The organism is Stenotrophomonas maltophilia group sp. Smal17, assembly GCF_030237045.1.
Taxonomy (GTDB): Bacteria; Pseudomonadota; Gammaproteobacteria; order Xanthomonadales; family Xanthomonadaceae; genus Stenotrophomonas; species Stenotrophomonas forensis.
In genome coordinates this window covers 1-25,832 of sequence record NZ_JASJSU010000016.1, presented here as the reverse complement: position 1 = coordinate 25,832, position 25,832 = coordinate 1, and the positions used below count along the sequence as shown (strand labels likewise).

At 68.1% G+C, this 25,832-nt stretch carries 23 protein-coding genes; 8 read left to right on the top strand and 15 right to left on the bottom strand.

The features are described from left to right. Nucleotides 1-2: 2 nt before the first annotated feature. From QRO93_RS06810 to QRO93_RS06750, 13 genes are all read right to left on the bottom strand, one after another. Nucleotides 3-839 carry a phosphatidate cytidylyltransferase gene (locus tag QRO93_RS06810; protein WP_180878261.1) on the bottom strand — a complete coding sequence of 279 codons (837 nt, stop codon included), beginning with the start codon at nt 837-839 and terminating at the stop codon, nt 3-5. After that, on the bottom strand, nt 836-1,603 hold the full coding sequence (gene uppS / locus QRO93_RS06805) for a polyprenyl diphosphate synthase (RefSeq protein WP_049456922.1): 768 nt from the start codon (nt 1,601-1,603) through the stop codon (nt 836-838). The genes QRO93_RS06810 and uppS overlap by 4 nt, the downstream gene beginning before the upstream one ends. A gap of 5 nt (nt 1,604-1,608) precedes the next feature. After that, entirely contained in the window at nt 1,609-2,163 is a 555-nt protein-coding gene (gene frr, locus QRO93_RS06800) for a ribosome recycling factor (protein ID WP_053449214.1), read from the bottom strand. A 96-nt stretch (nt 2,164-2,259) separates the two neighbouring features. After that, nucleotides 2,260-2,988 carry a UMP kinase gene (pyrH, locus tag QRO93_RS06795; RefSeq protein ID WP_006427124.1) on the bottom strand — a complete coding sequence of 243 codons (729 nt, stop codon included), beginning with the start codon at nt 2,986-2,988 and terminating at the stop codon, nt 2,260-2,262. A 121-nt stretch (nt 2,989-3,109) separates the two neighbouring features. Next, complete coding sequence (locus tag QRO93_RS06790; protein WP_008265479.1) at nt 3,110-4,648, bottom strand: GGDEF domain-containing protein; 1,539 nt, start codon at nt 4,646-4,648, stop codon at nt 3,110-3,112. 251 nt (nt 4,649-4,899) lie between these two features. Then, on the bottom strand, nt 4,900-5,775 hold the full coding sequence (gene tsf, locus QRO93_RS06785; protein WP_006427160.1) for a translation elongation factor Ts: 876 nt from the start codon (nt 5,773-5,775) through the stop codon (nt 4,900-4,902). A 126-nt stretch (nt 5,776-5,901) separates the two neighbouring features. After that, on the bottom strand, nt 5,902-6,708 hold the full coding sequence (rpsB, locus tag QRO93_RS06780) for a 30S ribosomal protein S2 (RefSeq protein ID WP_006427162.1): 807 nt from the start codon (nt 6,706-6,708) through the stop codon (nt 5,902-5,904). 219 nt (nt 6,709-6,927) lie between these two features. Continuing rightward, entirely contained in the window at nt 6,928-7,626 is a 699-nt protein-coding gene (locus tag QRO93_RS06775; RefSeq protein WP_180878262.1) for a molecular chaperone, read from the bottom strand. Beyond that, entirely contained in the window at nt 7,626-7,871 is a 246-nt protein-coding gene (locus tag QRO93_RS06770) for a hypothetical protein (RefSeq protein ID WP_404830595.1), read from the bottom strand. Before QRO93_RS06770 ends, QRO93_RS06775 begins: the two co-directional genes overlap by 1 nt. Before the next feature lie 124 nt (nt 7,872-7,995). Beyond that, nucleotides 7,996-9,030, bottom strand: a complete 1,035-nt coding sequence (locus QRO93_RS06765; RefSeq protein ID WP_180878263.1) for a spore coat U domain-containing protein — start codon at nt 9,028-9,030, stop codon at nt 7,996-7,998. Further along, nucleotides 9,027-11,405 carry a fimbria/pilus outer membrane usher protein gene (locus tag QRO93_RS06760; protein ID WP_180878264.1) on the bottom strand — a complete coding sequence of 793 codons (2,379 nt, stop codon included), beginning with the start codon at nt 11,403-11,405 and terminating at the stop codon, nt 9,027-9,029. The genes QRO93_RS06765 and QRO93_RS06760 overlap by 4 nt, the downstream gene beginning before the upstream one ends. Nucleotides 11,406-11,412: 7 nt before the next feature. Beyond that, nucleotides 11,413-12,162: a molecular chaperone gene (locus QRO93_RS06755; protein WP_180878265.1), complete on the bottom strand. Its 750-nt coding sequence runs from the start codon at nt 12,160-12,162 to the stop codon at nt 11,413-11,415. Then, entirely contained in the window at nt 12,162-12,692 is a 531-nt protein-coding gene (locus tag QRO93_RS06750) for a spore coat U domain-containing protein (RefSeq protein ID WP_180878266.1), read from the bottom strand. The genes QRO93_RS06755 and QRO93_RS06750 overlap by 1 nt, the downstream gene beginning before the upstream one ends. 230 nt (nt 12,693-12,922) lie before the next feature. Here QRO93_RS06750 and map point away from each other — a divergent pair, with 230 nt between their 5' ends. Genes map through dapE form a run of 6 tightly spaced genes read left to right on the top strand, consistent with a single transcriptional unit; the run spans nt 12,923 to nt 19,795 of the window. Continuing rightward, nucleotides 12,923-13,708: a type I methionyl aminopeptidase gene (gene map, locus QRO93_RS06745; RefSeq protein WP_006427380.1), complete on the top strand. Its 786-nt coding sequence runs from the start codon at nt 12,923-12,925 to the stop codon at nt 13,706-13,708. A gap of 2 nt (nt 13,709-13,710) precedes the next feature. Beyond that, nucleotides 13,711-16,338: a [protein-PII] uridylyltransferase gene (locus QRO93_RS06740; protein WP_180878267.1), complete on the top strand. Its 2,628-nt coding sequence runs from the start codon at nt 13,711-13,713 to the stop codon at nt 16,336-16,338. Further along, nucleotides 16,338-17,399 (top strand): 2,3,4,5-tetrahydropyridine-2,6-dicarboxylate N-succinyltransferase, encoded by a 1,062-nt coding sequence (dapD, locus tag QRO93_RS06735; protein WP_180878268.1) that lies wholly within the window; start codon nt 16,338-16,340, stop codon nt 17,397-17,399. Before QRO93_RS06740 ends, dapD begins: the two co-directional genes overlap by 1 nt. Before the next feature lie 2 nt (nt 17,400-17,401). After that, a complete protein-coding gene (locus QRO93_RS06730) occupies nt 17,402-18,268 on the top strand; it encodes a hypothetical protein (protein ID WP_180878269.1) in 867 nt (288 codons plus the stop codon). A gap of 31 nt (nt 18,269-18,299) precedes the next feature. Next, nucleotides 18,300-18,671, top strand: a complete 372-nt coding sequence (locus QRO93_RS06725; RefSeq protein WP_174213496.1) for an arsenate reductase — start codon at nt 18,300-18,302, stop codon at nt 18,669-18,671. Then, complete coding sequence (gene dapE / locus QRO93_RS06720; RefSeq protein ID WP_180878270.1) at nt 18,668-19,795, top strand: succinyl-diaminopimelate desuccinylase; 1,128 nt, start codon at nt 18,668-18,670, stop codon at nt 19,793-19,795. The genes QRO93_RS06725 and dapE overlap by 4 nt, the downstream gene beginning before the upstream one ends. A gap of 80 nt (nt 19,796-19,875) precedes the next feature. On the opposite strand, the gene QRO93_RS06715 is transcribed toward dapE, so the two are convergent. Further along, a complete protein-coding gene (locus tag QRO93_RS06715) occupies nt 19,876-20,754 on the bottom strand; it encodes a tetratricopeptide repeat protein (protein WP_180878271.1) in 879 nt (292 codons plus the stop codon). A 343-nt stretch (nt 20,755-21,097) separates the two neighbouring features. Here QRO93_RS06715 and asnB point away from each other — a divergent pair, with 343 nt between their 5' ends. Then, nucleotides 21,098-22,789, top strand: a complete 1,692-nt coding sequence (asnB, locus tag QRO93_RS06710) for an asparagine synthase B (protein WP_180878272.1) — start codon at nt 21,098-21,100, stop codon at nt 22,787-22,789. A 31-nt stretch (nt 22,790-22,820) separates the two neighbouring features. On the opposite strand, the gene QRO93_RS06705 is transcribed toward asnB, so the two are convergent. Further along, on the bottom strand, nt 22,821-25,148 hold the full coding sequence (locus tag QRO93_RS06705; protein WP_180878273.1) for a penicillin acylase family protein: 2,328 nt from the start codon (nt 25,146-25,148) through the stop codon (nt 22,821-22,823). A 123-nt stretch (nt 25,149-25,271) separates the two neighbouring features. On the opposite strand from QRO93_RS06705, the gene bfr reads away from it, so the two are divergent. After that, a complete protein-coding gene (gene bfr, locus QRO93_RS06700) occupies nt 25,272-25,760 on the top strand; it encodes a bacterioferritin (RefSeq protein ID WP_004151115.1) in 489 nt (162 codons plus the stop codon). The last annotated feature ends 72 nt before the right edge of the window (nt 25,761-25,832 follow it).

Sequence of the window (25,832 nt, the reverse complement as noted above, 5' to 3'; positions counted from 1 at the left end):
GGTCAGAACCCGAAGATTTCCTTGCCCAGCGCGAACACCGGAACGGCGGCGAGGACGCCGTCGACACGGTCGAGCACGCCGCCATGGCCCGGAATCAGGTGGCCCGAGTCCTTGGCACCGGCGTGGCGCTTGATCAGGCTTTCGAACAGATCGCCCAGCACCGACGCGAACACCGCCACCACCGAGGTGATCAGCAGGCCCGGCAGGTGCGCGACGTCGATGCCCGCCACCCAGCCCAGGCCCACGGCCACGGCAACACCGGCCAGCAGGCCGCCGAACAGGCCTTCCCAGGTCTTGTTGGGGCTGATGCGCGGGGCCAGCTTGTGCTTGCCGAAGTGTCGGCCGGCGAAATAGGCGCCCGAATCGGCTGCCCAGACCAGGGCCAGCGCGGCCAGCAGCCACAGGTGGCCCTGCTTGCCCGGCGGATCGCCGCCGGCATGGATCAGCACCAGTGCGGCCCAGGCCGGCACGATGGCCAGGGTGCCGGCCAGCATCTTCACGATCCGCGAGGGCGCCGTCGGCTGTGCGCCGAAGTTGAAGAAGCGCAGCCAGACCAGCGCGGCCAGCCACCAGGCGACACCGGCCAGTGTCGTGATCTGGAACAGCACCAGCGTGCTGCCATCGGCCCACACCAGCAGCACCATCAGCAGCAGGTTCAGCACCAGCAGCACGGTGCGCGCCAGGGTGTCTTCGATGCCGGCCAGCTTCAGCCACTCCCACAGGCCGATCAGCAGCACGGCGGCAGCGGCGGCGGCCAGCCATTGCGTCGGCAGCAGCAGGATCGCGGCAATGGCCACCGGCGCCATGATCAGCGCGGCGAGTACTCGGGTCTTGGTCATGGGCTGGAGGTCTCGGTGGCCAGTGCGGCGATCTGGGCGCTGGTCAGACCGAAACGACGCTCGCGGCTGGCGTAGGCGTCCAGCGCCTGCTGCAGCAGTTCGGCATCGAAGTCCGGCCACAGGGCCTCGGTGAACCACAGCTCGGTGTAGGCCAGCTGCCACAGCAGGAAATTGCTGATGCGGGTATCGCCGCCGGTGCGGATGAACAGGTCCGGGGCCGGCAGGTCGGCCAGGGCCACCTGGCTGCCCAGCAGCGATTCGTCGATCTGTTCGGGCAGCAGGCGGCCCGCGGCCACTTCCACGGCCAGGGCGCGCGCGGCACGGGCGATATCCTGGCGGCCACCGTAGCTGGCGGCGATCGACAGGGTCAGGGTGGTGTTGTCAGCGGTGCGCTGCTCGGCCAGCTGCATGCGGCTGACCAGGCCGGCACCGAAGCGCTCGCGTTCACCGATGAAGCGCACGCGCACGCCACGCCGGTGCAGCTCGTCCACTTCGCGGTCGAGCGCGCCGAGGAACAGCTTCATCAACGCATCGACTTCTTCCTGCGGCCGGCCCCAGTTCTCGCTGGAGAACGCGAACAGGGTCAGCGCGGGAATGCCCAGTTCAAGGCAGCGCTCGATGGTGCGGTTGACCGCGCGCGCGCCGGCACGGTGGCCGATCACGCGCGGGCGGCGGCGCTGCTGCGCCCAACGGCCGTTGCCATCCATGATGATGGCAACGTGGCGGGGCAGGGCAGCCGGCAACGGAGGCGGGACTGAAGGCATCGACTTCAGACCGACAGCAGTTCTTTTTCCTTGTCGGCGACGACCTTGTCGACGTCCTTGATGTTGGCGTCGGTCAGCTTCTGGATGTCGTCTTCGCCGCGCTTCTTCTCGTCTTCGCTGATCGCCTTGTCCTTGACCAGCTTGGCGATTTCCTTGTTCGCGTCCTGACGGATGTTGCGGATCGCGATCTTGGCGCCTTCACCTTCCTTCTGCACCTGCTTGGCCAGCTCCTTGCGGCGCTCTTCGGTCGGCGGCGGCATGTTGATGCGGATCGCGGCGCCCAGCGTGTTCGGGGTGAACTCGTGGTTGTACAGCCCCTTCTCGATTTCCTTGATCATGCTCTTGTCGAAGGGCGTGACCAGCAGCGAGTGGGCATCGGCGTTGGAGATCGAGGCGACCTGGTTCAGCGGGGTGCTGGCATTGCCATAGGCATTCACCGTCACGCGGTCCAGCAGGGCGGGAGTGGCACGCCCGGTGCGGATGGAGGTGAGGGTGTGCTTCAGAGCGTCGATGCTCTTGGCCATGCGCGTCTGCGCGTTGTTCTTGATGTCGTTGAGCATCGCCCGGTCCTGGATGTATCTGGAATCGGGCGATTATAGGCGAATACGGGACGCTGCCGGGCCTGGATCGGCCCGGTTGTCGCCTCGCGCTCAGGCTCAGGCCTGATCGCGGCCCTGGACCAGGGTGCCGATGTTCTCGCCGTTGAGGATCTTCAGCAGCTCGCCCGGCTGGCCCATGTCGAACACGCGCATCGGCAGGTCGCTGTCACGGGCCAGGGCGAAGGCGGCGGTATCCATCACTTCCAGGCCGCGGCGGATCACTTCGTCGTAGCTCAGGCTGTCGAAGCGCACCGCGTCGCTGTGCTTGTTCGGGTCCTTGTCGTACACGCCGTCGACCTTGGTGGCCTTCAGCAGCAGGTCGGCGCCGATCTCGATCGCGCGCAGGGCGGCGCCGGAATCGGTGGTGAAGAACGGGCTGCCGACGCCGGCGGCGAAGATCACCAGGCGGCCCTTTTCCAGGTGGCGGATGGCGCGGCGGCGGATGTAGTCCTCGCACACGTCGTTGATCTTGATCGCGCTCATCACGCGGGCCTTGGCGCCCAGCTTCTCGAGGGCGTCCTGCATGGCCAGGGCGTTGATGACCGTGGCCAACATGCCCATCTGGTCGCCGGTGACCCGATCCATGCCGCCAGCGGCCAGGCCGGCACCGCGGAAGATGTTGCCGCCGCCGATCACCAGGGCCACTTCGGCACCGGCCTGCTGGGCTTCGATGACCTCGCGGGCCAGGCGGTTGATGATCTTCGGGTCGATGCCGTAGTCCTCATCTCCCATCAGCGCCTCCCCGGACAGTTTCAGAAGGATGCGGCGATAGGCGAGCTTGGACATGGGGACCTCGGGTGCGTGGAAATCGCGGGCGATTCTACGCGCATGCAGCGTCCTGCCAAAGTGTTTTGTGCACTGCGGCGCAAAATTCCGGCGTTTGCCCCGGCCAGCCGGGGCTCCCCGTTCAGCCCAGCTCGGCGCCAGCGGTCGCCGACAGCTCGTCGTGGCCAAGAGCGCCAGGGGAGCGGGCGATCACCCGGTTGCGGCCGAGATTCTTGGATCGGTACAGGACGTCGTCCGCCGCGCGCAGCAGGTCCTGCACGTCGGCGAAGCGCTCGTAGCCGCCCTGGGTGGCCACGCCGGCCGAGAAGGTGACGAACAGCGGGCCGCCTTCCAGCTCGGCCATCGGCGTGGCGACGATGTTGGCCAGCACCCGGCGGATCACGTCCAGTGCCACGGTTTCGCTGGTATTGGGCAGCAGTGCGACGAATTCCTCGCCACCGAAGCGGGCCACGGTGTCGCTGTTGCGCAGCTGGCCCTGCAGCTTGCCGGCGAAGGCGCGCAGCACCTCATCACCGGTCAGGTGGCCATGCGCGTCGTTGATCTTCTTGAAATCGTCCAGGTCGATGAACGCCACCGACAGCGGCCAGCCCTGGCGGCCGGCACGCAGGAACTCCTGCTCGAGCACCGCTTCCAGCTGGCGGCGGTTGAGCACGCCGGTCAGCGCGTCGCGATGGGCCTGGTCGGCCAGGCGCTTGGCCCGGGCTTCGAATTCGTCGGCGCGGCGGCGCGCCTGGTCGGCATCCTGCAGTTCGCGCAGGTTGCGCAGGGTGGCCAGCTCCTGTGCGTGGTCGATCAGTTCACGCACACGCGAAGGCGAGTTCAGCCCAGCCTCGAACAGGCTGGCGATGTCCGGCAGGGCCTCGCTGATGCGGGCGAGCACCTGGTCGAAGCGGGCGCTGTCCAGTTCCAGGTGGTCGTGCACCTGCTGCAGGGCGCGTTCGCGGGCGGTGTCGGCATCCTCGTCCAGCCAGATGTCGGCGACGGCGCCGGACAGCTGCACGCAGGCCTGGAAGGGCGATTCGACCGCATCCTGGTCCTCGCTGTGGCTGATGCTCTCCACCAGATAGCGCGGCAGGCCCCATTGCTCGGCCACCCAGGCGCCGACGTCGGCATGGCTGCAGCCCAGTTCCTCGCGCTCGCGCGCGACCAGGTCGGTGTTGTCGCGCGCTTCGCGCAGCAGGGGCAGGTAGCGTTCCGATTCGGCCTGGGCCAGGCACAGCACGCCCAGGTCCTGCAGCAGGCCGGCCAGCATCAGTTCTTCCAGGCGGCGCAGGCCGCGGGCCTGTCCCAGTTGGCTGGCGGCCAGGGCGCTGAGGATGCTGCGCTTCCAGGCGCGCTGGCGCAGGTCGTGGCCCTCGCCACTGCCGCCGGTCAGGCCCTGGGTGACGGTGAAGCCGAGGGCCAGGCTGATCGTGGCGTTCAGGCCGAGCATGGTCAGCGCCTGGCCGAGGTTCTCGATCCGGCGCCGGCTGGCGTACAGGGGGGAATTGGCGATGCGCAGCATGCGAGCGCTCAACGCCATGTCGATGGCGATGATGTCGGCGGCGGTGGCGATGTCCGCTTCCGGGTCCTGGGCCAGTTCGATGATGCGCAGGGCAATACCGGGTGGCGAAGGCAGGTTGCGGCAGAGCGCCAGGGCAGCTGTCAGCTCGGGAGGCATGTCGGGTCGTTCAATTCCATTGGGACAAGAATACCTAGGAATGCATCACAGTCCGCAATTTTCGTTCCTGCTAAATGACTGCGGTTTCCCTGCGCCGAGTATCGGCTTGATTGGTGCGCAACGCAAAGGTCCCTGGGCGCCGGTGTCGGTGTGCGCACCAACGGTGCGCACCCACGGGTGCAGTGGGCATAAAAAAAGAGCCGCGGTTTCCCGCGGCTCCTTCTGGTCGCTTCACAGCCGGAGGGCTGGAATCAGACCTGCATCGCCTTGGCGACTTCGGCGGCGTAGTCTTCCACCACCTTCTCGATGCCTTCGCCCACGATCAGCAGCTTGAAGCCCGCCACGTCGGCGCCGGCGGCCTTGACCACCTGCTCGACGGTGGTGTCGCCCAGCACGTAGGTCTGGCCGTACAGGGTCACGTCGCTGACGATCTTGTTGATCTTGCCGCTGATGATCTTTTCCAGGATGTCGGCCGGCTTGGACTTGTCCTTCTCGGACATCTTCGCCAGTTCGATTTCCTTTTCCTTCTCGACGAACTCGGCCGGCACATCGGCAGCCTTGTTGTGCGGCGGCTTCAGCGCGGCCACGTGCATGGCCAGGCCACGGGCCAGCTCGACGTCGCCGCCGACCAGGTCGACCAGCACGCCGACCTTGCCGTTGGTGTGGACGTAGGCGCCGATGGTGTTGTTGCCATCCACCTTCACCATGCGACGGATCTGGATGTTCTCGCCCAGGGTCTGCACGGCGGTGGCGCGGGCTTCTTCAACGGTGCGGCCATCGGCCAGCTTGGCAGCCTTCACGGCTTCGACGTCGTTGGCGCCCGATGCCAGGGCAGCAGCGGCGACGGCGTTGACGAAGGACTTGAAGTTGTCGTCGTTGGCGACGAAGTCGGTTTCCGAGTTGACTTCGACCAGCACGGCCTTGCCGCCATCCTGGGCCAGGCCCAGGCGGCCTTCGGCAGCCACGCGGTCAGCCTTCTTGTCGGCCTTGGCAGCGCCGGACTTGCGCATGGCTTCAGCAGCGGCGTTGATGTCGCCGTTGGCTTCGGTGAGCGCCTTCTTGCATTCCATCATGCCGGCGCCGGTGCGCTCGCGCAGTTCCTTGACCAGGGAAGCAGTGATTTCCACGGGATTACCTCACGAAAGAAAGGGGTTGGGCCGGCATGGTGGCCGGCCCGTGTGACACGGTCCTGTCACGCGCCAAGGGCTGCGCGCAGGGAGGGTGGACGCCGGGCGTCCACCCCGGGGCCTGGATCAGGCCTGGGCGTCGTCGCCCTTCTTGGCGGCCTTCTTCGCCGGAGCGCGGCGGGCCGGCTTGTCTTCGCCTTCAGCAGCGGCTTCAGCGAACTCTTCCTCACGCACCGAGGCGGCGTGCGGAGCAGCAGCCTTGCCTTCCAGCACGGCGTCGGCCGCAGCGCGGGCGTACAGCTGCACGGCGCGGATGGCGTCGTCGTTGCCCGGGATGGCGTAATCAACCAGTTCCGGGTTGTAGTTGGTGTCGACCACGGCGATGACCGGGATGCCCAGCTTCTTGGCTTCCTTGATCGCGATGTCTTCGTGGCCGATGTCGATCACGAAGATGGCGTCCGGCAGGCGGTTCATGTCCTTGATGCCGCCCAGCGAGGCTTCCAGCTTGTCGCGCTCGCGACGCAGGCCCAGCACTTCGTGCTTGACCAGCTTCTCGAAGGTGCCGTCGGTTTCACCGGCTTCCAGTTCCTTCAGGCGGGCAACCGACTGCTTGACGGTACGGAAGTTGGTCAGGGTGCCGCCCAGCCAACGCTGGTTCATGAACGGCATGCCGCAACGCTCGGCTTCTTCCTTGATGGTTTCGCGGGCGCTGCGCTTGGTGCCCAGGAACAGGACGGTGCCGCGCTTCTGGGCCACCGACGAGATGAAGTTCATCGCGTCGTTGAACAGCGGGACGGTCTTTTCCAGGTTGATGATGTGGATCTTGCCGCGGGCGCCGAAGATGTACGGAGCCATCTTCGGGTTCCAGTAGCGGGTCTGGTGGCCGAAGTGGACGCCGGCTTCCAGCATCTGACGCATGGTGACCTGGGGCATTGCAATACTCCTGATATGGAACCAGCGATTCCGCCCGCGGGGATAGGTGTGCGGGACGCGTGGAAGCGCGATCGGTTCCGGGGTTGGGCTTCCCTGTTGCCTCCGTGGCCGAACTCCTCGCGGAGCACCCCGGCACGGATGGGGGCAGCAGGTGTGGATTCACCGGTGACGTCCGGTGTGGACGGGTCCCGCGCACGCAGGCGGCAGGAATCCGGTCGATTATAGCCCGCCCGGTGCGTTTGCTGCAATTGCCGGGTCCGGCGTGGACAGTTCGACCACGCGGCCGTCCTGCAGGCGGGCCTGGAAATGGCCGCCGGCATAGCCGCGGGCATGGGCGGGCAGCGCCCAGTGGCGCTCCTGGCCCGCCAGCACATAGCCGGCCAGGCCGGGCAGCAGTACGAGGCGCCGGCCATCGTCGGCAACGAAGGCGAGGTCGTGCAGGCGGGCGTGGAGGGTACCCGAGTTGGTCAGTCGCAGGGTAGGGTGCGACGGCTCGGGGCCGACCTCGGACCGCAGCTGCGGCTGCGCCAGCGGCGCGGCATGTCCCTGGAACAGGGGCAGCGAGTAGCGCGGCAGGCCAGGCGCGCTGGGCGCGAGCACGACCCGGTAGGCCCGTTCGCTGGCCACGGGAGACGGCAGGCGCGGCAGCAGCCAGACGCGCTGGCGAGCGCCTGCTGGCAGGTCCAGCTGGACCGGGCTGGCCACGATCTGGTCGCTGGGGCGCAGTCGCTCGGTGTCCGCCTGCTGCTCCCAGGCCAGGATCCTCACCTGGCCCTGCCAGCGACCCGGGCCGGGGTTGTACAGCCACAGCGCGGTATGGCCGCCGTCGGCTGGCAGCTGCAGCGTAGTCGGCAGCAGGTCCAGCGCCGCGGCCGACGGCGCCAGCAGCAGCGCGAGCAGGGTCAGCCGTGTGCGCATCAGTAGATGACGGTCACGGCAGGCGCTGCGTCGTCGTCGGCGGCCGGCGGGGCAAGGTCGCGGACCTGGGATGGCAGCTGCGGTGCATCGCTGCGCTGATGCGGGGATGGGCAGTGGTCGCCGCCGGTATCACCGCTGCAGGCTTCGACCACGGTCAGCTGGATCTGCACGGTACTGCTGCTGGGGTCGGCCCACGCGGGCGTACTGGCGACCAGCATCGCCCCGATCAGAAGTGCGCGAACCACCTGCCATCCCGTGTGTCGAAAGACTCGTTGCGCGGTATCGGCCGGATCGGCAGGAACTGTAGAGTCGAGCTTGCTCGACTGCGCCATCTGCCCGGTGGGGGCCGACCGCAGGTCGGCACGCGCGTCAATAGGTGATCGTCACCTGCACCAGATCGTTGTAGGCGCCGGCAGGGGGCTGGCCGGTGACCGGCGGCACCCGGCCATAGATGGTCAGCTGCTGCGCACTGCCACTTCCGGTGCCGCCAACGGTATCGACGTTGAGGGTGTTGCCCCAGCGCAGGCTGCGTGCCGAATCGCGGTACAGCTCATAGGTGAGGTAGTAGGTGCCGGTGCCAAGGGTGGTGGCCATGCGCCGCGTGCTGGTAGCGGCGGGGTTGTTCTGGCCGTTGTTCAGGCTGATCTGGTAGGCGGTGTTCTTCAGGCAGGTCAGCGTCAGCGTGGCGGTCTGGTCGATGTTGGCGGGAATGCCACCGGTGACGTTGCCGAAGTTCATGTTGGTGGTGACGTAGCTGCCGCACTGCGGCAGCACGTTGGCGGTGGCGGTGAAGCTGAACGCGGCGCTGGCGCTGTTGGTGCCGGTGGCGCCGCCATTGCAGTTGGCCGGCACGGTGGCGGTACCGAGCAGCACTTCGTTCCAGGCCCAGGTCAGTACCACGCTGGCGCCGCTGAAGGTGCTGCTGTACGCACCCGAGGCCAGCACCTGGTTGGCCGGGATCTGGGCGAACAACTGCGTGGCCTGCGTGCCGTTGCCGCCGGTCAGGGGCACGTTGTAGGTCAAGGTCAGTTCCTGCGCTGGCGGTGTGCCGCGCGGGGTCAAGCCGGTCACCTGGCTGAAGTTGGAGGTGTTGTAGAGCTGGAAATTCATGCTGTCGCTGGTGCCGGTCTTCATCGTCCGCCAGCTGGCGCTGCTGCCGCCACCGCTGCCGGCGCCGATGCCCACGCACACCCGCACCCCGGTGGTGGCCAGCAGGCTCAGCGCGGAGGTGGTGCAGTTCACCGTGATGTTGAGCGTGCCCGTGGTTGCGCCCGGCGCATTGCTGTTGACGTTGCCGAACGGCAGTGTCGGGTCGGCGATGGCCGTGCAGACCGCGACGGCGCGCGCCGGTGTCGCGGCCAGCAGCCCGGCCACCAGCAGCAGGCCAAGCAGCAGCATCCTCATGGCGCCACCTCCGGGATGCAGTGCAGCGGTGCCGGCTGCGGCCGGGCGCCGGACGCCACCACCCTGGGCAGGTCCGGCACCTTCAGCCGGCACTGGCCGCGGCTGGTGGTGACGTACAGCATGCTGCCGGCGGCCACATCCTCGAGGTAGAGCAGGCCGTCATAACCAACGGTCGCCTGGCGGCCATCGGGCAGCTGCACTTCGCTGCCGACCTCCAGTGGTTGGCCGTCCATGCCCAGCAGGGTCAGGCTCAGCGAGGGCCGCGATCGCAGCTGGAACGTGACCCGGGTGCCCGCGCGCTGGCGCGGCGTCACCCAGTCCTCGATGCGGTCGGCGCGCATGTCCTCGGGCAGGTCGAGGGTGTCGATCGAGACCCGGTTGCGCTGCCACGACAGCAGCGGGCTGACCAGCAGCAGGCCGCGATCATCGGTGACGCCGATCAGGCGGTTCTCCAGTCGTACCGGCACGCCGCCGACGCCGTTGGTGCTGATCACCGCGAACGCGTCGGAGACCTCGCGGGTGGCGAAGGCGTGCCCGCCCATCCACACCAGGCTGCCGCTGGCACTGGCGTAGGCATAGTTGAGGCCGCCCTGGCGCGACGCACCGAACGAGTAGCGGCCGACATCGTTGAGGATGCCGACCTCGGCCAGGCCACCATTGCCGTCTTCGCCATGACGGACCTGGGCGCGCCAGCCGACACCGCCGGCACTGCCATCGCCCGGCACGGGCTGGGTGACGTCGGCCACCCAGCTCTGGCTGTCGCCATTGCGCTGGCTGGACAGGCTGGCCTGGCGGTTGTTGCCGAGACTGGCGGTGACCGACAGATAGATGCTGCGGTCGTCGCTCTGGTCCAGGTTCTGGTTCACCGACAGGTAGGCCGACCAGCGCTGGCTCCAGGTGCGCGACCAGAACAGGCTGGCGTAGCGGTTGTCCTCGCCATCGGGATAGCGCAGGCGCAGGTAGCTGGCGCTGAGCGTGCCCAGCCGCAGCAGATCCATGCCGACCGTGGCCTGTTCGCTGATGCTCGGCGGCAGGTTGCCCTGCAGCGCGCCCAGGTCGCGGTAGTCGCCGTGGCTGCGCACGCTGCGCAGGTTGACGTTGAGGCGGCGGTTGTTCCAGCTGTAGCCCAGCGCCCATTGCCCGCCCTGCAGGCCGTGGTAGTCGCTGTGCGCGTAGGCGGCATTGAACACGCCGGCACTGCCGAGCAGCCACCAGCCGCCGAGGCCGGCCTGGGCCAGGCCACCGCCGCCTTCGGCATGTGCTTCGCCGGTGAATGCATCGCTGACGCCGCCGCGCCAGCTGGCGCTGGCAACCGTGCGGTCGTCGTAGGCGAACGAGCGCTGGCCGAAGTCTTCGCGCAGATGGCCAACGCCCAGCGACCAGTCCGACAACCCCTTGGCCAGCAGCTGCTGGGTGCCATAGAAGCTGAAATCCAGCGTCTGCATGCGGCCGAACGCATCGGTCACCACCACCTGCGCGCTGCCGGTACCGCTGATGCCGGGTTGCGCGGCCAGCTGGAACGGGCCGACCGGCACCTGGCCACTGTATTGGCGCAGGCCATCGACATACAGCTCGACCGTGGAGGGCACCACCGCCTGGCCGAGGAAACTGGGGGTGGGGGTCAGCACGCGATAGGGCTGCAGGCCATAGTTGCGGCCGATCTGCAGGCCGCCCAGGCGCACCGGCCGTGTCCAGTCGACGAAGCCGCTGTAGAAGTCGCCAACCTCCAGGGTCATTGCCTGGTCGGGGAAATCCAGGCTCCAGCGCGTATCCAGGCGCACGCTCTCGCCGCGCCAGCGGCGGTCGCTTGGCTGCTGGTAGCGACGGCTGATCGCGGTGTTCTCGAAGGTGCCGTTGCCGATGCCGAACAGGCGCAGTTCCGAGCTCAGGCTGAGGTTGCCGAGCGTATCCACCCGGCTGCCATACACGTCGTAGTTGAACAGCACGCCGGGCGACGCACTGCCAGCGGGTGCGCGCGCCTGCGGGCGGCTGAGCACGGTGGTCGGCAGGGTCAGCTGGTCCAGCGGTACGTCCAGTGCCAGGGTCTGCATGTGGGCGTCATAGCGCACCACCGCGCCGCTGATCTGGTCCAGGTACACCGGCGCGTCGCCGCTGGCATTGAAGCCGAGCTGTCGCAGCACTTCGGGACTGGCCTGCAGGCGACCGCGGTTGTCGGTGAATGGCAGCAGGCCGCGTGGCGTGCTGTTGAGCGATACGTCCAGATACAGCGTCTGGCTGGCGGTGAGCGGAGTGGGAGGCGGCAGGATGGCATCGGCGGACACGCCGGATACATCGGCAGCCCCGGTGGCTCCTGCGCCGGACACATCGGCGGCTTCGGTCGCCGCAGGAGCCAGGGCAGCAAGCAGCGCGCCCATCAACGCCTCAGCGAGCCGGTGGTGGCGACAGTGGCGTCTGTTCCGACTCGCCATTGAGCTTGGCCGTGATCTGGTCGTTGTCGCGGTCGATCGCCGTGCGTTCGAGTGGCCAGCGCATCACCTGGCCGGGCAGCACGTAGCCCAGCAGGCCGGGATGCACGATGCGCGGGCGCTTGGCGCTGCCCAGCGCGAGGTCGGCGATCTGCGCGTAGCTGTCGCCGGAATTGGACACCTCCACGCCGTCGCGGCCATCGTCCAGCCGCACCAGCCGGGCCTGCAGCCGCGCGGCCAGCTTGCCCGACGCCGGTTGCACGAATACCGGGATCGAATAGCGCAGCACGAACTGCATGCCGTCGGTGCGGGTGGACAGGTCCGGCACCTCGTCCACGATCAGCCGGTAGTACTGCTGGGCCGGCGGCGGCTCACGGGTGGGCCGCATCACCCGCACCAGCTGCTGCTGTCCGGCCGCCAGTTCCTGCATCGGCGGGGTGGCGACCAGTTCATCGGTGGGCAGCAGCTGTTCCTGCCCGTTCTGCTGGACCCAGCGGAACACACGCACCTGCAGCTTCACTGGTGAGGTGCCGCTGTTGGTCAGCCACAGTTCGCCGGCGCGTTGGCGGGCTTCCAGCTGCAGGCTGGTGGGGGCCACCTGCAGGCTGGTGGCCCCTGCCATGGGGGCCGCCAGCAGGCAGAGGGCGAGCAGCGCCACGCCGGTGGCGCGCCACGGGCGGGATCCGGCCATGCGGGCGTGCTCCATCAATAGGTGATCGTGGCGGTGACCGTATCCAGGTAGTTACCGGTGGCCGGGTTGTTGGTGCTCAGGTTCAGGATCTGGCCGTAGACGATGTAGGGCACCGCCAGGCCGGTGCCGATGCCGGCCTGGGTGTTGGTGCCGGTGGTGGCCCCCCACACCAGCGTGTGCGCCGCATCCTGATACAGCTGGTAACCGACATAGTTGTTGGCGGTCACCGCCGCATTGGTGTTCTTCATCCGGCGGGTGGTGACGTCATTGGCGGTACTGGCGTTGGCGCCCGCATTCAGCGAAATCGTGTACGGGGTCAGCGCCGAGCACTGCGCGGTCACCGTGCCCTGGCCCAGGGTGGGCGTGGCGGTGGTGGAGGCGGCGGTGCCGAAATCCACGTTGGTGGCCGCCGCGGCGGTGATGGTGCAGGCCTTGGTGACGATCAGGGTGACGTTGAAGGTGGTGGTGTCGGCGGCCAGCACCGGGCTGGACGCCAGGAGCCCGGCCATGGCCCAGGCCAGCGGGGAACGAACTGGGGATCGCATGGACAACCTCCCTGACCCGAAGGTCTGTTGAACAAGGCGAAGACGGCACGATCGGTGCCGCTTTGACGACGCTGGGGCCAGCTTAGGCAGCGCAAGTGTCTGTAATCCGTGATAAATAGGGACCCGAAAGGGCGGAGTTCGTCACGCTTTCACTTTCCTTGCCGGAACCGTGCATGGCCCGGATCGCCAGTTGGGTGGCGTTCGTTCAGATTGCGGCCGGATCAGCGATAATGGGCGCCATGAGCGTGAATCTGAAAACCCCGCAGGAAATCGAGATGATGCGCATCGCCGGCCGCCTGGCCAGCGAAGTGCTCGACATCGTCACCCCCCACGTCAAGCCCGGTGTCACCACCGAGGAACTGGACCGCATCTGCCACGACCACATCGTGAACGTGCAGGGCGCCATTCCGGCCAACGTTGGCTACCGCGGCTTCCCCAAGACCGTGTGCACCTCGGTCAACAACGTCATCTGCCACGGCATCCCCAGTGAAGGGAAGGTGCTCAAGGATGGCGACATCGTCAATATCGACGTCACCGTCATCAAGGACGGCTGGCACGGCGATACCAGCCGCATGTACTTCGTCGGCACGCCGTCGGTGATGGCGCGCCGCCTGGTGGAAACCACCTACGAAGCGATGTGGCGCGGCATCCGCGCGGTGCGCCCGGGCGCCACCCTGGGCGACATCGGCCATGCCATCCAGAGCTATGCCGAAGGCGAGCGTTTCAGCGTGGTGCGCGAGTACTGCGGCCACGGCATCGGCAAGGTCTACCACGACGAACCGCAGGTGGTGCATTACGGCCGCCCGGGCCAGGGCCTGGTGCTGCAGCCGGGCATGACCTTCACCATCGAGCCGATGATCAACGAGGGCACCCGCTACAACAAGGTGCTGCCGGACGGCTGGACCGTGGTGACCAAGGACCGCAAGCTGTCGGCGCAGTGGGAGCACATGATCGCGGTCACCGAGACCGGCGTGGATGTGCTGACCCTGTCGCCGGGCGAGTCGCAGGTCTCCTGAGGATGCTGCCGGCGAGTTCGCTGCTGGACACGCCGGCCGCGTCGCTCAACGACCCGGACTGGGCTGCTGCCGCGCGCCAGGCGCTGCAGCAGGCCGACGCGCGCCTGTACCGCCGCTTCGACCAGGGCGACAACATCGAGCGCCTGCTGGCGCTGCGCGCACGCGCTGCAGACCATCTGATCCGCCTGGCCTGGCAGCGCTGCCTGCCGGCCGACAGTAGCCTGTCGCTGTTCGCGGTGGGCGGCTACGGCCGTGGCGAACTGTTCCCGCGTTCGGACATCGACCTGCTGGTGTTCGGCGAGCCGCCGGCACAGCTGGCGCACGAAGCGGCATTGGCGCGCCTGTTCGCGCTGCTGTGGGACTGTGGATTGGCGGTCAGCCATGCCGTGCGCTCCGCTGCGCAATGCCGCGAGGCGGCGGCCGACCAGACCGTACTGACCGCGCTGATCGAGGCGCGCCCGATCCTGGCCGAAGAGGCCACGCGTCGCGCCCTGCGCGAGGCCATCGATGATCGCGAGTTGTGGCCGGCGCGTACGTTCTTCCTGGCCAAGCTGGAAGAACTGCGCAACCGCCACCAGCGCTTCGGTGATACCGCCGACAACCTGGAGCCGGACCTGAAGGATGGCCCCGGCGGCCTGCGCGATCTCAATACGCTGGGCTGGATGGCGCTGCGCGCCTTCGGCGTGCGCGACCTGGAGGCCCTGGTCGGGCTCGGTCACCTGGGCGCCGATGAAGCGGCCGCGCTCAAGCGCGAACGCGCGGTGCTGGCGCGGCTGCGCTTCGGCCTGCACCTGGTGGCGCGCCGCCCGGAAGAGCGCCTGCGCTTTGATTACCAGAAGACCCTGGCCGCGCGCCTGGGCTTTGAGGACGACGCCGAGAACCTCGGTGTCGAAAAGATGATGCAGGGCTTCTATCGCGCCGCACTGGTGGTGCGCCGGATCAGCGACCGCCTGCTGCAGCGCTTCGAGGAACAGTTCGATGGCGAGGCGCAGCCGGAACCGCTGACCGTGGGCTTTTCCCTGCGCCGTGGCTACCTGGCCGCAAACGAGGCCGACTGGCCGCGCGGCGACATCGGCCAGGTGTTCGCGCTGTTCGCCAGCTGGGCCAACAATCCGCAGGTGCGCGGCCTGCATTCGCTGACCGCACGCGCGCTGGCCGAAGCGCTGCCCGTGCTGCCGGCCTACGACGTGGCCGACGCCGATGCGCGCGAGCAGTTCCTGGCGTTGCTGCGTGGCCAGCGCCCGGTCGACACGCTTTCGCGCATGGCGCGGCTGGGCGTGCTCGGGCAGTGGATTCCCGCGTTTGCCCAGGTCAGTGGGCGCATGCAGTTCGACCTGTTCCATGTCTACACCGTCGACCAGCACACGCTGATGGTCCTGCGCAACATCGGCCTGTTCGCCAGCAGTCGTGCCGACGAGCGATTCTCGATCGCGCACGAAGTGTGGCCACGCCTGCGCAAGCCGGAACTGCTGCTGCTGGCCGGCCTGTTCCATGACATCGCCAAGGGCCGTGGCGGCGACCATTCGGAGCTGGGTGCGGTGGACGCGCGCGCGTTCTGCCAGGCCCATGCGCTGAGTGGTACCGATACCGAGCTGGTGGCATGGCTGGTCGAACAGCACCTGCGCATGTCAGTGACCGCGCAGAAGCAGGACATCGCCGATCCGGTGGTGATCCATCGCTTCGCCACCCTGGTCGGCAGCCGCGACCGCCTCGACTACCTGTACCTGCTGACCTGTGCCGACATCGCCGGCACCAGCCCGAAGCTGTGGAACGCGTGGAAGGACCGCCTGCTGGCCGATCTCTATTTCGCCACCCGGCGCGCGTTGCGCGAAGGGCTGGAACACCCGGTGCCAGCGGCCGAGCGCGTGGCCGAGGCGCGTGACAGCGTGCGTGCGCTGGTGCGCGAGCAGGGCTACGACGATGCCACCATCGACCGCCAGTTCGCGGTGATGCCCGACGAAGGCTTCATCCGGCTGCGGCCGGAGCAGCTGGCCTGGCAGGCGGCCGCGCTGGTGCCGGTGAAGCAGGGCCAGGCGCTGGTGAAGGTGCGCCGGATCAGCGTCGACGACCCGGCGCTGGAAGTGTTCGTGCATTCGCCGGACCGCGACGGCCTGTTCGCCGCCATCGTGATGACCCTGGACCGCAAGGGCTATGGCATCCACCGCGCACGCGTGCTGGATGGCCCTGCCGACACCATCTTCGATACCTTCGAGGTGAACCCGGCCGATACCTTCGCCGATGGCAGCAGCACCAACCTGGAGGCTGCGCTGCGCGAGGCGCTCAGCGGTGACCTGACCCGACTGCGGCCTTCGCGCCGGGTGGTGCCACGGCAGCTGCGCCATTTCCGCTTTGCCCCGCGCATCGAGTTCCGCGATGAGCCCGGCGCGACCCGTTTTGCCCTGGTCGCCCCCGACCGTCCCGGCCTGCTGGCCGACGTGGCGTTCGTGCTGCGCAACCAGGGCCTGCGCGTGCATGACGCGCGCATTGCCACATTCGGCGAACGCGCCGAAGACACTTTCGTGATCAGTGACGAACACGACCTCCCCCTGACTGAACCTGCCCGGCAGCAGCTGCATGACGCGATGCTGGCCTGCCTGGACCCTGATCGAAACGCCGGAGACCCCGCCTGATGGCCACCAAGCCCGCCAAGAAAACCGCCGCGACCCCGAAGAGCGCAGCGGCCAAGAAACCTGCCGCCGTGCCGGCCGCGAAGAACGCCGCTGCGCCGAAGAAGGCCGCTGCGGTGAAGGCCCCGGCGAAGAAGGTGGCTGCACCGAAGAAGGCGCCGGCCAAGAGCGCCGAAGCCGCGCGCGCCGAAACCATTGCCCGCAAGTCGCTGCGCAAGCCGGCCGCGCCGGGCGTGGAAGAGCTGAAGTTCGGCATCGAGAGCGCCTTCGAGCGCCGCGCCACGCTGACCCTGCATGAGCTGGAAGGCTCGACCAAGCCGCTGGTGAACCGGGTGATCGATGGCCTGGAAAGCGGTGAGTTCCGGGTTGCCGAGCCGGACGGCCATGGCGGCTGGAAGGTCAACGAGTGGCTGAAGAAGGCCGTGCTGCTGTACTTCCGCGTCAACGACATGGCGGTGGTCGATGCGCGCCCGGCGCCGTTCTGGGACAAGGTCGAATCGCGTTTCGCCGGCTATGACGAAGCGAAGTTCCGCCGTGGCGGCGTGCGCGTGGTGCCGGGTGCGATCGCCCGCCGCGGCACGTACTTCGGCAAGGACGTGGTGCTGATGCCGAGCTTCACCAACATCGGTGCCTACGTCGGCGAAGGCACGATGGTCGATACCTGGGCCACCGTGGGTTCCTGCGCGCAGATCGGCCAGCACTGCCACCTGTCCGGCGGCGCCGGCATCGGCGGCGTGCTGGAACCGCTGCAGGCCAGCCCCACCATCATCGAAGACCACTGCTTCATCGGTGCGCGTTCGGAAGTGGTGGAAGGCGTCGTGGTCGGCCACCACAGCGTGATCGGCATGGGCGTGTTCCTCAGCCAGAGCACGCGCATCTACAACCGCGCCACCGGCGAGATCAGCTACGGCTACATCCCGCCGTACAGCGTGGTGGTGTCCGGTTCGCTGCCGAGCAAGGACGGTACCCACTCGCTGTACTGCGCGGTGATCGTCAAGCAGGTTGATGCGAAGACCCGCAGCAAGACCAGCGTGAACGACCTGCTGCGCGGCCTGGCCGACTGAAGGTGATGGCGCCGGAAGACCTGGCGCAGTCCGCGATCTACCGGCATCCGTCCGACACCCTGTTCGGGCGGATGCTGCCTCGCCTGCTGCACGCCCCACGCTGGACCCGGCTGCGGCGTGCGCTGTCGCGGCGCTGGCCGATACCGGCGCTGGTCAGCGACGTGCGCGACGTGGTGTATGTGAGCTGGTGGGTCGATGTGCGCCATGCACCGCCACCGCCGCCGGGCCATCACTACGTCGTGCATGAAGGGCGTACGCCGTACACCATCCTCAGCTATCGCCATGGCCATTTCGGGCCCGGCATGGCCGGACCGCTGCGCGCGCTGATGCCCTCGCCACGCCAGAGCAACTGGCGCTGGTACCTGCGCCGGGACGATGCTCCGGACGGGACGCCGGTGGTGCTGTTCGACCGCAACGTGATGGACCAGCTGGCCTTCGTGGCCGGTGCACGCGCGTTCAGCGATGCGATGCAACCCCACCTGTCCACGCGTTTCGAACACCAGATACGCGCCGATGGCGGCGGGCAGACCTGGATCGAAGGCGGGCAGGGCAGTGCCCCGGCGCTGCATCTGCAGTGGCGCGCCGCCGAAGGCTGGAACCCTTCGGCATGGGCCGGGTTCTGCGATGGCCATGACGCGCGGTTGCGATTCCTGACCTGCCAGGACGAGGCCATTGCACGTACCTGCGATGGGCGCTGGGCCAGCACCCGCATCGATCTGCCGGTGGATACCACCCAGCTGCAACCGCTGCAGCTGGAGGGCGGAGCGCACTGTCCGCGCCTGCAGGCGATGGGCGTGAACCTGGCCGAAGGGCTGGCGCTGCGGCTGCCGGCGGTGCCGTTCCGGGTCGTGTCCGAGCGCCTGTTGTGAGATTCTGGCCCTCTGTTTTCCAGCATCACAGATGGCCATGAGCACCACTGTCTACGGTTTGAAGAACTGCGATACCTGCAAGAAGGCGACCAAGTGGCTGGACCGCTTCGGCGTGCCGTACACCTTCGTCGACTACCGCGACAACAAGCCCAGCCCGGAAACCCTGCTGGAATGGGCCGCGCAGCTGGGCGGCCTGGCGGCGATGGTCAACAAGTCCTCCACCACCTGGCGGCAATTGCCGGACAACCGCAAGGCGGCCGACTCGGATGCCGAATGGAAGCTGCTGCTGCGTGAGTACCCGCAGCTGATCAAGCGGCCGGTGGTGGTGACCGCCGACGGCACGGTCAGCCAGGGCTTCAGTGACAACGGATTCAAGGCACGCTTCGGCGTGGGCGGCGCATGAGTGCCGTCCTCGACCTGACCTGCGAGCTGATCGCACGCCCTTCGGTGACGCCGGACGATGCCGGCTGCCAGGCGTTGCTGGCGGCACGCCTGAAGCAGGCTGGGTTCCACTGCGATCACCTGCGCCTGGGCGAGGTCGACAACCTGTGGGCGACCCACGGCCATGGCGCGCCGGTGCTGGTGCTGCTGGGACACACCGACGTGGTGCCGCCCGGCCCACGTCAGGCGTGGACGAGCGACCCGTTCACGCCGACGATCCGTGACGGCGTGCTGTATGGCCGCGGCACGGCCGACATGAAGGGCAGCGTGGCCGCGTTCGTGGTCGCCGCCGAGCAGTTCGTGGCCGCGCATCCCGATCATCCCGGCACGCTGGCGGTGCTGTTGACCAGCGACGAAGAAGGCGACGCGATCGATGGCGTGCGCCATGTGGCACGGCTGTTCGCCGAGCGTGGCCAGCGCATCGACTGGTGCATCACCGGTGAGCCTTCGTCGACCGCGACGCTGGGTGACCTGCTGCGTGTCGGCCGTCGCGGCAGCCTGTCGGCCAAGCTGCGCGTACAGGGCGTGCAGGGGCATGTGGCGTACCCGGAAAAGGCGCGCAATCCCATCCACCAGGCCGCGCCGGCACTGGCCGAACTGAGTGCGCGGCGCTGGGACGAAGGCTACGAGAGCTTCCCGCCGACCAGCCTGCAGATCTCCAACATCCATGCCGGCACGGGCGCCAACAACGTGATTCCCGGTGAGCTGGAGGTGGACTTCAACATCCGCTACAACCCGCACTGGGACGCGCCGAAGCTGGAGGCGGAGATCGCTGCACTGCTCGACCGGCATGGCCTGCAGTACACGCTGAAGTGGCATCGCAGCGGTGAGCCGTTCTACACCCCGGAAGGTACCTTGCGCGCCACTGCGCGTGCCGTGCTGGCCGAACACATCGGTCGTGCGCCGGAGGAAAGCACGGGCGGTGGCACCTCCGACGCGCGCTTCATCGCACCGCTGGGTGCGCAGTGCATCGAAGTGGGGCCGGTCAACGCCAGCATCCACCAGGTGGACGAGAACGTGCGCGTGGACGAGCTGGAAGCGCTGCCGGGGCTGTACCAGCGGCTGGTGGAACGGCTGCTGGTGTGAGGAGGGAGGGTGCCGACCGTTGGTCGGCACGCCTCCGGCTGAGGCTGCTTTCCTGTAGAGCCGAGCCATGCTCGGCTCTACTACTCCGAGAAAATGAAGAACGGCGGCTCGATCGCCTTCTTCCAATAGCTCGGCGCGGCCATGTAGAAGTGCTGCGCTTCGGCCCTGGCGAACCATTGCGTCGCTGCATCGGTGTTTTTCTCCACGCCCGGCGCGCTCCGACCCAGCAACAGCCCAGCGAAGTACTGGCCGAACACGTTGCCCTGCGCACCGGCGAGCTGGTACAGCTGCAGGGCGCGCGCCGGATCGCGCGGCAGGCCCACGCCTCTTTCCAGCAGCGCGCCCAGGTCCACCTGCGCTTCGGCATCGCCGCGCTCGGCGCGTCGCTGGATGCGGGCCACCAACGGGTGCACGGTGCCGGCCTGCGCGGCCACCGCATCCGGCAGTCGTGAGGAACGGCTTGGATAGCGGTGGTAGATCATCGCGCGCAGGTCCCAGCGCAATGCCAGCTGCGCGTCGCTGCGCGCGCGATAGGCAGTGGCGAGTTCATGGAACGCGTAGGGATTGCCGTGGTTGGCCGCTGCCAGGTAGGCGCGTTCGCCACGTCGCCACGACGCACGCAGAACCGGTGCAGGATCGATATGGGGGCTGTCGGCATGCCGCAGCGTGCCGGACGTCCAGATCCGGCCCAGTGCTTCTTCCGCCTTGGTGTTGTGGAAGGTCCAGGGCGTGATCGCAGCGGCGCGCTCGTAGTACGTGATCGCACGCGGATCGTTGAAGTGCTCGAAGGTCTGCGCGGTGTTCCAGGCACCGTCGAAGCTGCCGTCGGTGCCGCGTTGCTCCAGGCTTTGCAGCTGGGCTGGCGGCAGGGGCGAAGGCGGGGGCAGGGTCTGGCATGCGGCCAGGCCCAGGCAGAGCAGGGCGGCCAGCGCCCCGGTGCGTCCATTGCGGTGTTGCATTCCAGTTACACATTGCAGGGCGGGCCATTATGCGCCGCCAGGCGGTCCAGCTGGTTGCCGACGCAACTGTTGCGCCGTGCCGGAAACCGGGGTAGGGTCGATGCCATGTCGATCCGCCTGACCACCGCCGTCAACAACAACCGCAATAATCTGCGCGCGAATAATCGTGCGCGGCCGATGCGGGACTGCGCCCTGGGTAGATAGACAGCAACATACGCCCGGACACCAGAAAACCCGCCTCGGCCGATGCGGGTTTTTTTGTGCCCGGGCGCAGCCCCACCCGGGCCTGGATGGCCGGTCGAACACCTTCCCACCCGTGAAATCCCCCAACAGGAGCTCCGCCATGTGTTCGATCTTCGGAATCTTCGGCCTGCAGGCCGGTGACGATCTTCCCGCCCTGCGCCGCCACGCGCTGGAACTGTCGCAGCGCCAGCGCCACCGCGGCCCGGACTGGAGCGGCGTGTACCTCGACGAGGGCGCACTGCTGGTCCATGAGCGGCTGGCCATCGTCGATCCGGCCGGCGGCTCGCAACCGTTGCTGTCGGCCGACGGCCAGCTGGCGTTGGCGGTGAACGGGGAGATCTACAACCACCAGCAGCTGAAGGCCGCGCTGACCACCGCCTATGACTTCCAGACCGGTTCGGACTGCGAAGTGATCAACGCGCTGTACCGCCAGGGCGGATCGCCGGCGCAGTGGCTGGAGCAGCTCAACGGCATCTTCGCCTTCGCGCTGTGGGACCGTGACAGCGGTCGCGTGCTGGTGGCGCGCGATCCGGTCGGCGTGGTGCCGCTGTACTGGGGCCATGATGCGCAGGGGCGCCTGCGCGTGGCCTCGGAGATGAAGGCGCTGGTCGATTCCTGCGCCGATGTCGCGCAGTTCCCGCCAGGCCACTATTTCGACAGTGCCAGCGGCGAACTGGTGCGCTATTACCAGCAGCCGTGGCGCGAGTACGCGGATGTGCAGGGCCGCCAGGCCGACCTGGCCGAGCTTCGCCAGGCCTTCGAGCATGCGGTCGAACGCCAGCTGATGAGTGACGTGCCGTACGGGGTGCTGTTGTCCGGTGGCCTCGATTCCTCGCTGGTCGCTGCCGTGGCTGCACGCTATGCACGCCGTCGCATCGAGGACGGCGGCCAGACCGAAGCCTGGTGGCCGCGCCTGCACTCGTTTGCGATCGGCCTTAAGGGCTCGCCCGACCTGGCCGCTGCTGCGGTTGCCGCCGAAGCGCTGGGCACCGTGCACCACGGTTTCGAATACACCTTCGAGGAGGGGCTGGATGCACTGCCGGAAGTGATCCGCCACATCGAGACCTATGACGTCACCACCATCCGCGCATCGACGCCGATGTTCCTGCTGGCGCGGCGGATCAAGGCGATGGGGGTGAAGATGGTGCTGTCCGGCGAAGGCAGCGACGAGATCTTCGGTGGCTACCTGTACTTCCACAAGGCGCCGGATGCGCGCGAATTCCACGATGAACTGGTGCGCAAGCTCGATGCCCTGCACAACTACGACTGCCTGCGCGCCAACAAGTCGATGATGGCCTGGGGCGTGGAGCCGCGCGTGCCGTTCCTGGATCGCGAATTCCTCGACGTGGCGATGCGTTTCGACGCCGCGCACAAGATGGTCGGTGCCGGGTTCGGTGGCCGTCGCATCGAGAAGGCGGTGCTGCGCGAGGCGTTCGACGGCTACCTGCCGGACAGCATCCTGTGGCGGCAGAAGGAACAGTTCAGTGATGGCGTCGGCTACGGCTGGATCGACGGGCTGAAGGCGCATGCCGAAGCACAGGTGAGCGACCGTGTGCTGGCGGCCGCGGACAAGCGCTTCGCGCACAACCCGCCGCAGACCAAGGAGGCGTACTACTACCGCCACCTGTTCGAGCAGTTCTTCCCTAGTCGCGCAGCTGCCGAGACGGTGCCGGGCGGCAAGTCGATCGCCTGTTCGTCGCCGGCGGCGATTGCATGGGATGCCAGTTTCGCGGCAGCGGCCGACCCGTCCGGGCGTGCGATTGCCGGCGTGCACGAACAGGCACTGGCCTAGCGCCGGAGGCAGTGCCGGCCGTTGGACGGCATTACCGTGCAGGCACCAGCGTCATCACATGCTGGGCCTTGCCCGGCAGGAACGGGGTCGGCCGGCCATGCACCCAGTCTTCATGGCCGGCACCCCAGTAGGGGGACAACGGATGACCGCTCTGGCCGCCGGGCATGTGCACGATGCCATCGGCCTCGTGGCCGGGCGAGACCACCATCCGCTCGGAGGCGCCGAAATTCGGCGTCTGCACGCGCGGCATGTCGCGGTCGCCGGGCAGGCGATCGGCCGGCATGCACAGCCAGCGCTTTGCGAAGTCCGGCAGCGCGCGTGCGATCGGATGACAGATCGCCGCGGTGTTGCGTTCGCCCCAGCTGCGCTGGGCCAGCGGGCCCTGTTTGGACAGTTCGTCCTCGGTTCGTCGTGCCGCATCGACCAGCAGTGCGTCCCAGCTGTCGAAGGCAGGGGGCAGCAGGTTGGCCGGGCGCTGCTGCAGCATCGGCCAGGCGACGCCTTCCAGCTGCGCCAGCCGCGGGTCCAGGTAGTCCTCTCCCAGTCGAGCGTTGGCCGGGGCCAGTAATGCGTCAGACAGCGTCTGCATTACCTGCGAGCGGAACTCGCGCACCACCCGGTAGCTGACCGAGCTGACCGAGGCGCGGCCGCCCCATTGATGGCTGGCCTCTCCCAACCGCTTCAACGCAGGATCGTCACTGCGTTCGATGACGTCGTGCAGCAGTGCCCACCAGCGCTGCAGGAACACCGCGCGGTCGTCGAGCTGGATCGCCAGCAGGTCGTGCTCGTCGAAGCGCTCCTGGATGGCCAGCAGGTCGCGGATCTGCCGCGCACGGGCCCCAAGGTCATAACCACCATGGCCGACGCTGGCCAATGCCTCGCCGTCGAGGACGCGGCCGTTGGCGGTCCACAGGCGATGATCGGGTGGGTCGATCAGTGCCGGTGCGGCGTCGCTGCGGATCGGCCAGGGCGCGCAGTCCTGGTTGCTCGCGGCATTGAAGCCGGCCGGTGCGCAGCCGGGACCGCGGTCGGGGCGGGCGCCGATCAGGCGCCAGGCGATGCGTCCGCTGCGGTCGCCGATCACCAGGTTCTGCGCCGGGATGCCGGCCTGGTCGGCGAAGTGCAGGGCGGCTTCCAGATCGCCGGCACGGGCCAGGTCACCAAAGTCCAGGCGCACCGCACCCGGCAGCTGCGCGACCCAGCGCAGGGCATCGCCGCTGCCATCGGCATGCGTGTGCAGGATCGGTCCCCAGGCGGTTTCGCGCACCGGGAACAGCACGTCGGCCTGGCCCGCCACCGCGATGCGTTCCTCATGCACGGTGACCGCAGCGTTGGCCGGTTCAGTGCGGTAGTCCGCCGTGTCGATGTAGCTGTTGGTGAAGCCCCAGGCAACGTGCCCGTTGCTGCCGACGATCACCGCCGGCAGGCCGGGCAGCGAGAAACCGGTGACATCGACCTGGCCGCCTGCGGCCTGCGGGTCGGGGTAGCGCAGGCGCACGCGGAACCACAGCCCCGGCGCGCGCAGTCCCAGGTGCATGTCATCGGCGACGATGGCGCGGCCGTCGGCGGTCAGTGCACCGGATACGGCGAAGTTGTTGCTGCCGACCGCATCGGCCTCTTCCTGTCCGGTGCCCGGCTTTCCCTGCAATGTGCGCAGATCGAGCTGGCTGGCGTCGGGCAGCACGGCGTTGCCGGTTGGTTCGCCGAACAGGGGCGCATCCCATTCGCTGCCATCGTGGGCGAGCAGGGCGTACAGCGCCGGCGGCACCACCGCGCGGATGCGGCTCAACGCCAGCTCGGTCTGGTTGCCCGGATCCTGCAGGTCGGCGTACATGGCCAGCCCGGTGAGCACGCTGTCGCTGGCCCGCCAGGGTTGCGGCGCCTGGCGCAGCAGCAGGTACGCCCATGGCCGCACCGGAAGTCCGGCCAGTCCCTCATTGACGCCGGCAATGTAGGCGCCTACGGCCTCGCTGTTGCTGCCCAGCGCGGCCTGCATGTTCGCCTCGGTACGCGCGCGCAGGCGATGCACGCGCATGCGCTTGTCGGCGTCGACGGCCTTCGGCCCGAACAGCGCCGACAGCTCGCCCGCGGCACTGCGCCGCATCAGGTCCATCTCGAAATAGCGTTCCTGCGCATGCACGCGGCCCAGCGCACGCATCGCGTCGGCCTGGTTGCCGGCGGTGATGGTGACCACGCCCAGCGCGTCGCGCTCGACGGTGACCGGCTTGGCCAGGCCCGGCAGCGCATGCTCGCCGTCCAGGTCGGCCAGGCTGCCGCGCAGCAGCAGCCACAGCACCAGAACGGTGGCCAGCACGATGGCGATCAACACGCCCAGCACCCAACGCCATGTACGTCGCATCGCACGTCCTTTCCACGCTCGAGGGTCGATTGTAGCCGCAGGCGCAACTGCGACTGATTCCGATTAGATCACCGTCGCCGGAAATGCGTCACCCTATGCCGCATCGATTCACAGGAGCCCCCCATGAAAGGCAACCCGGACGTCATCGCCTGCCTGAAGGAACTGCTGCGCGGCGAGCTTGCTGCCCGCGACCAGTACTTCATCCATTCCCGCCGCTACGAGGACCAGGGCCTGTTCGCGCTGTACGAACGCCTGAACCACGAGATGGAAGAAGAGACCCAGCACGCCGACGCGCTGCTGCGCCGCATCCTGTTCCTGGGCGGCGACCCGGACATGCGCCCGCATGCCACCGAGCCGGGCAAGACCGTGGAGGAGATGCTGCAGAAGGATCTGGATACTGAATACGCGGTTCGGAACAATCTCGCCGCCGGCATGAAGCTGTGCGAAGAGAAGGGTGACTACGTCAGCCGCGACATGCTGCTGGCGCAGCTGAAGGACACCGAGGAAGACCATGCCTGGTGGCTGGAGCAGCAGCTGGGCCTGATCAAGCGCATCGGCCTGGAGCTCTACCAGCTGAGCAAGATCGACGGCAACGGCGCCCCGGCGCACTGAGCCGCAGGCGCTGGGCAATTCCCGGCGACCACCCGGTAGAGCCGACCGCTGGTCGGCTGTCTTTTGAAGAGC

Coding starts and splice junctions, on each gene's coding strand:
- QRO93_RS06725 (WP_174213496.1), top strand. CDS start 18,300: ATGGCCATGAGCACCACTGTCTACGGTTTGAAGAACTGCGATACCTGC.
- frr (WP_053449214.1), bottom strand. CDS start 2,163: ATGCTCAACGACATCAAGAACAACGCGCAGACGCGCATGGCCAAGAGC.
- rpsB (WP_006427162.1), bottom strand. CDS start 6,708: ATGCCCCAGGTCACCATGCGTCAGATGCTGGAAGCCGGCGTCCACTTC.
- QRO93_RS06715 (WP_180878271.1), bottom strand. CDS start 20,754: ATGCAACACCGCAATGGACGCACCGGGGCGCTGGCCGCCCTGCTCTGC.
- QRO93_RS06790 (WP_008265479.1), bottom strand. CDS start 4,648: ATGCCTCCCGAGCTGACAGCTGCCCTGGCGCTCTGCCGCAACCTGCCT.
- dapE (WP_180878270.1), top strand. CDS start 18,668: ATGAGTGCCGTCCTCGACCTGACCTGCGAGCTGATCGCACGCCCTTCG.
- QRO93_RS06775 (WP_180878262.1), bottom strand. CDS start 7,626: ATGCGCACACGGCTGACCCTGCTCGCGCTGCTGCTGGCGCCGTCGGCC.
- QRO93_RS06750 (WP_180878266.1), bottom strand. CDS start 12,692: ATGCGATCCCCAGTTCGTTCCCCGCTGGCCTGGGCCATGGCCGGGCTC.
- dapD (WP_180878268.1), top strand. CDS start 16,338: ATGGCCACCAAGCCCGCCAAGAAAACCGCCGCGACCCCGAAGAGCGCA.
- QRO93_RS06740 (WP_180878267.1), top strand. CDS start 13,711: ATGCTGCCGGCGAGTTCGCTGCTGGACACGCCGGCCGCGTCGCTCAAC.
- map (WP_006427380.1), top strand. CDS start 12,923: ATGGGCGCCATGAGCGTGAATCTGAAAACCCCGCAGGAAATCGAGATG.
- bfr (WP_004151115.1), top strand. CDS start 25,272: ATGAAAGGCAACCCGGACGTCATCGCCTGCCTGAAGGAACTGCTGCGC.
- uppS (WP_049456922.1), bottom strand. CDS start 1,603: ATGCCTTCAGTCCCGCCTCCGTTGCCGGCTGCCCTGCCCCGCCACGTT.
- QRO93_RS06760 (WP_180878264.1), bottom strand. CDS start 11,405: ATGGGCGCGCTGCTTGCTGCCCTGGCTCCTGCGGCGACCGAAGCCGCC.
- QRO93_RS06765 (WP_180878263.1), bottom strand. CDS start 9,030: ATGAGGATGCTGCTGCTTGGCCTGCTGCTGGTGGCCGGGCTGCTGGCC.
- QRO93_RS06810 (WP_180878261.1), bottom strand. CDS start 839: ATGACCAAGACCCGAGTACTCGCCGCGCTGATCATGGCGCCGGTGGCC.
- asnB (WP_180878272.1), top strand. CDS start 21,098: ATGTGTTCGATCTTCGGAATCTTCGGCCTGCAGGCCGGTGACGATCTT.
- QRO93_RS06755 (WP_180878265.1), bottom strand. CDS start 12,162: ATGGAGCACGCCCGCATGGCCGGATCCCGCCCGTGGCGCGCCACCGGC.
- pyrH (WP_006427124.1), bottom strand. CDS start 2,988: ATGTCCAAGCTCGCCTATCGCCGCATCCTTCTGAAACTGTCCGGGGAG.
- QRO93_RS06705 (WP_180878273.1), bottom strand. CDS start 25,148: ATGCGACGTACATGGCGTTGGGTGCTGGGCGTGTTGATCGCCATCGTG.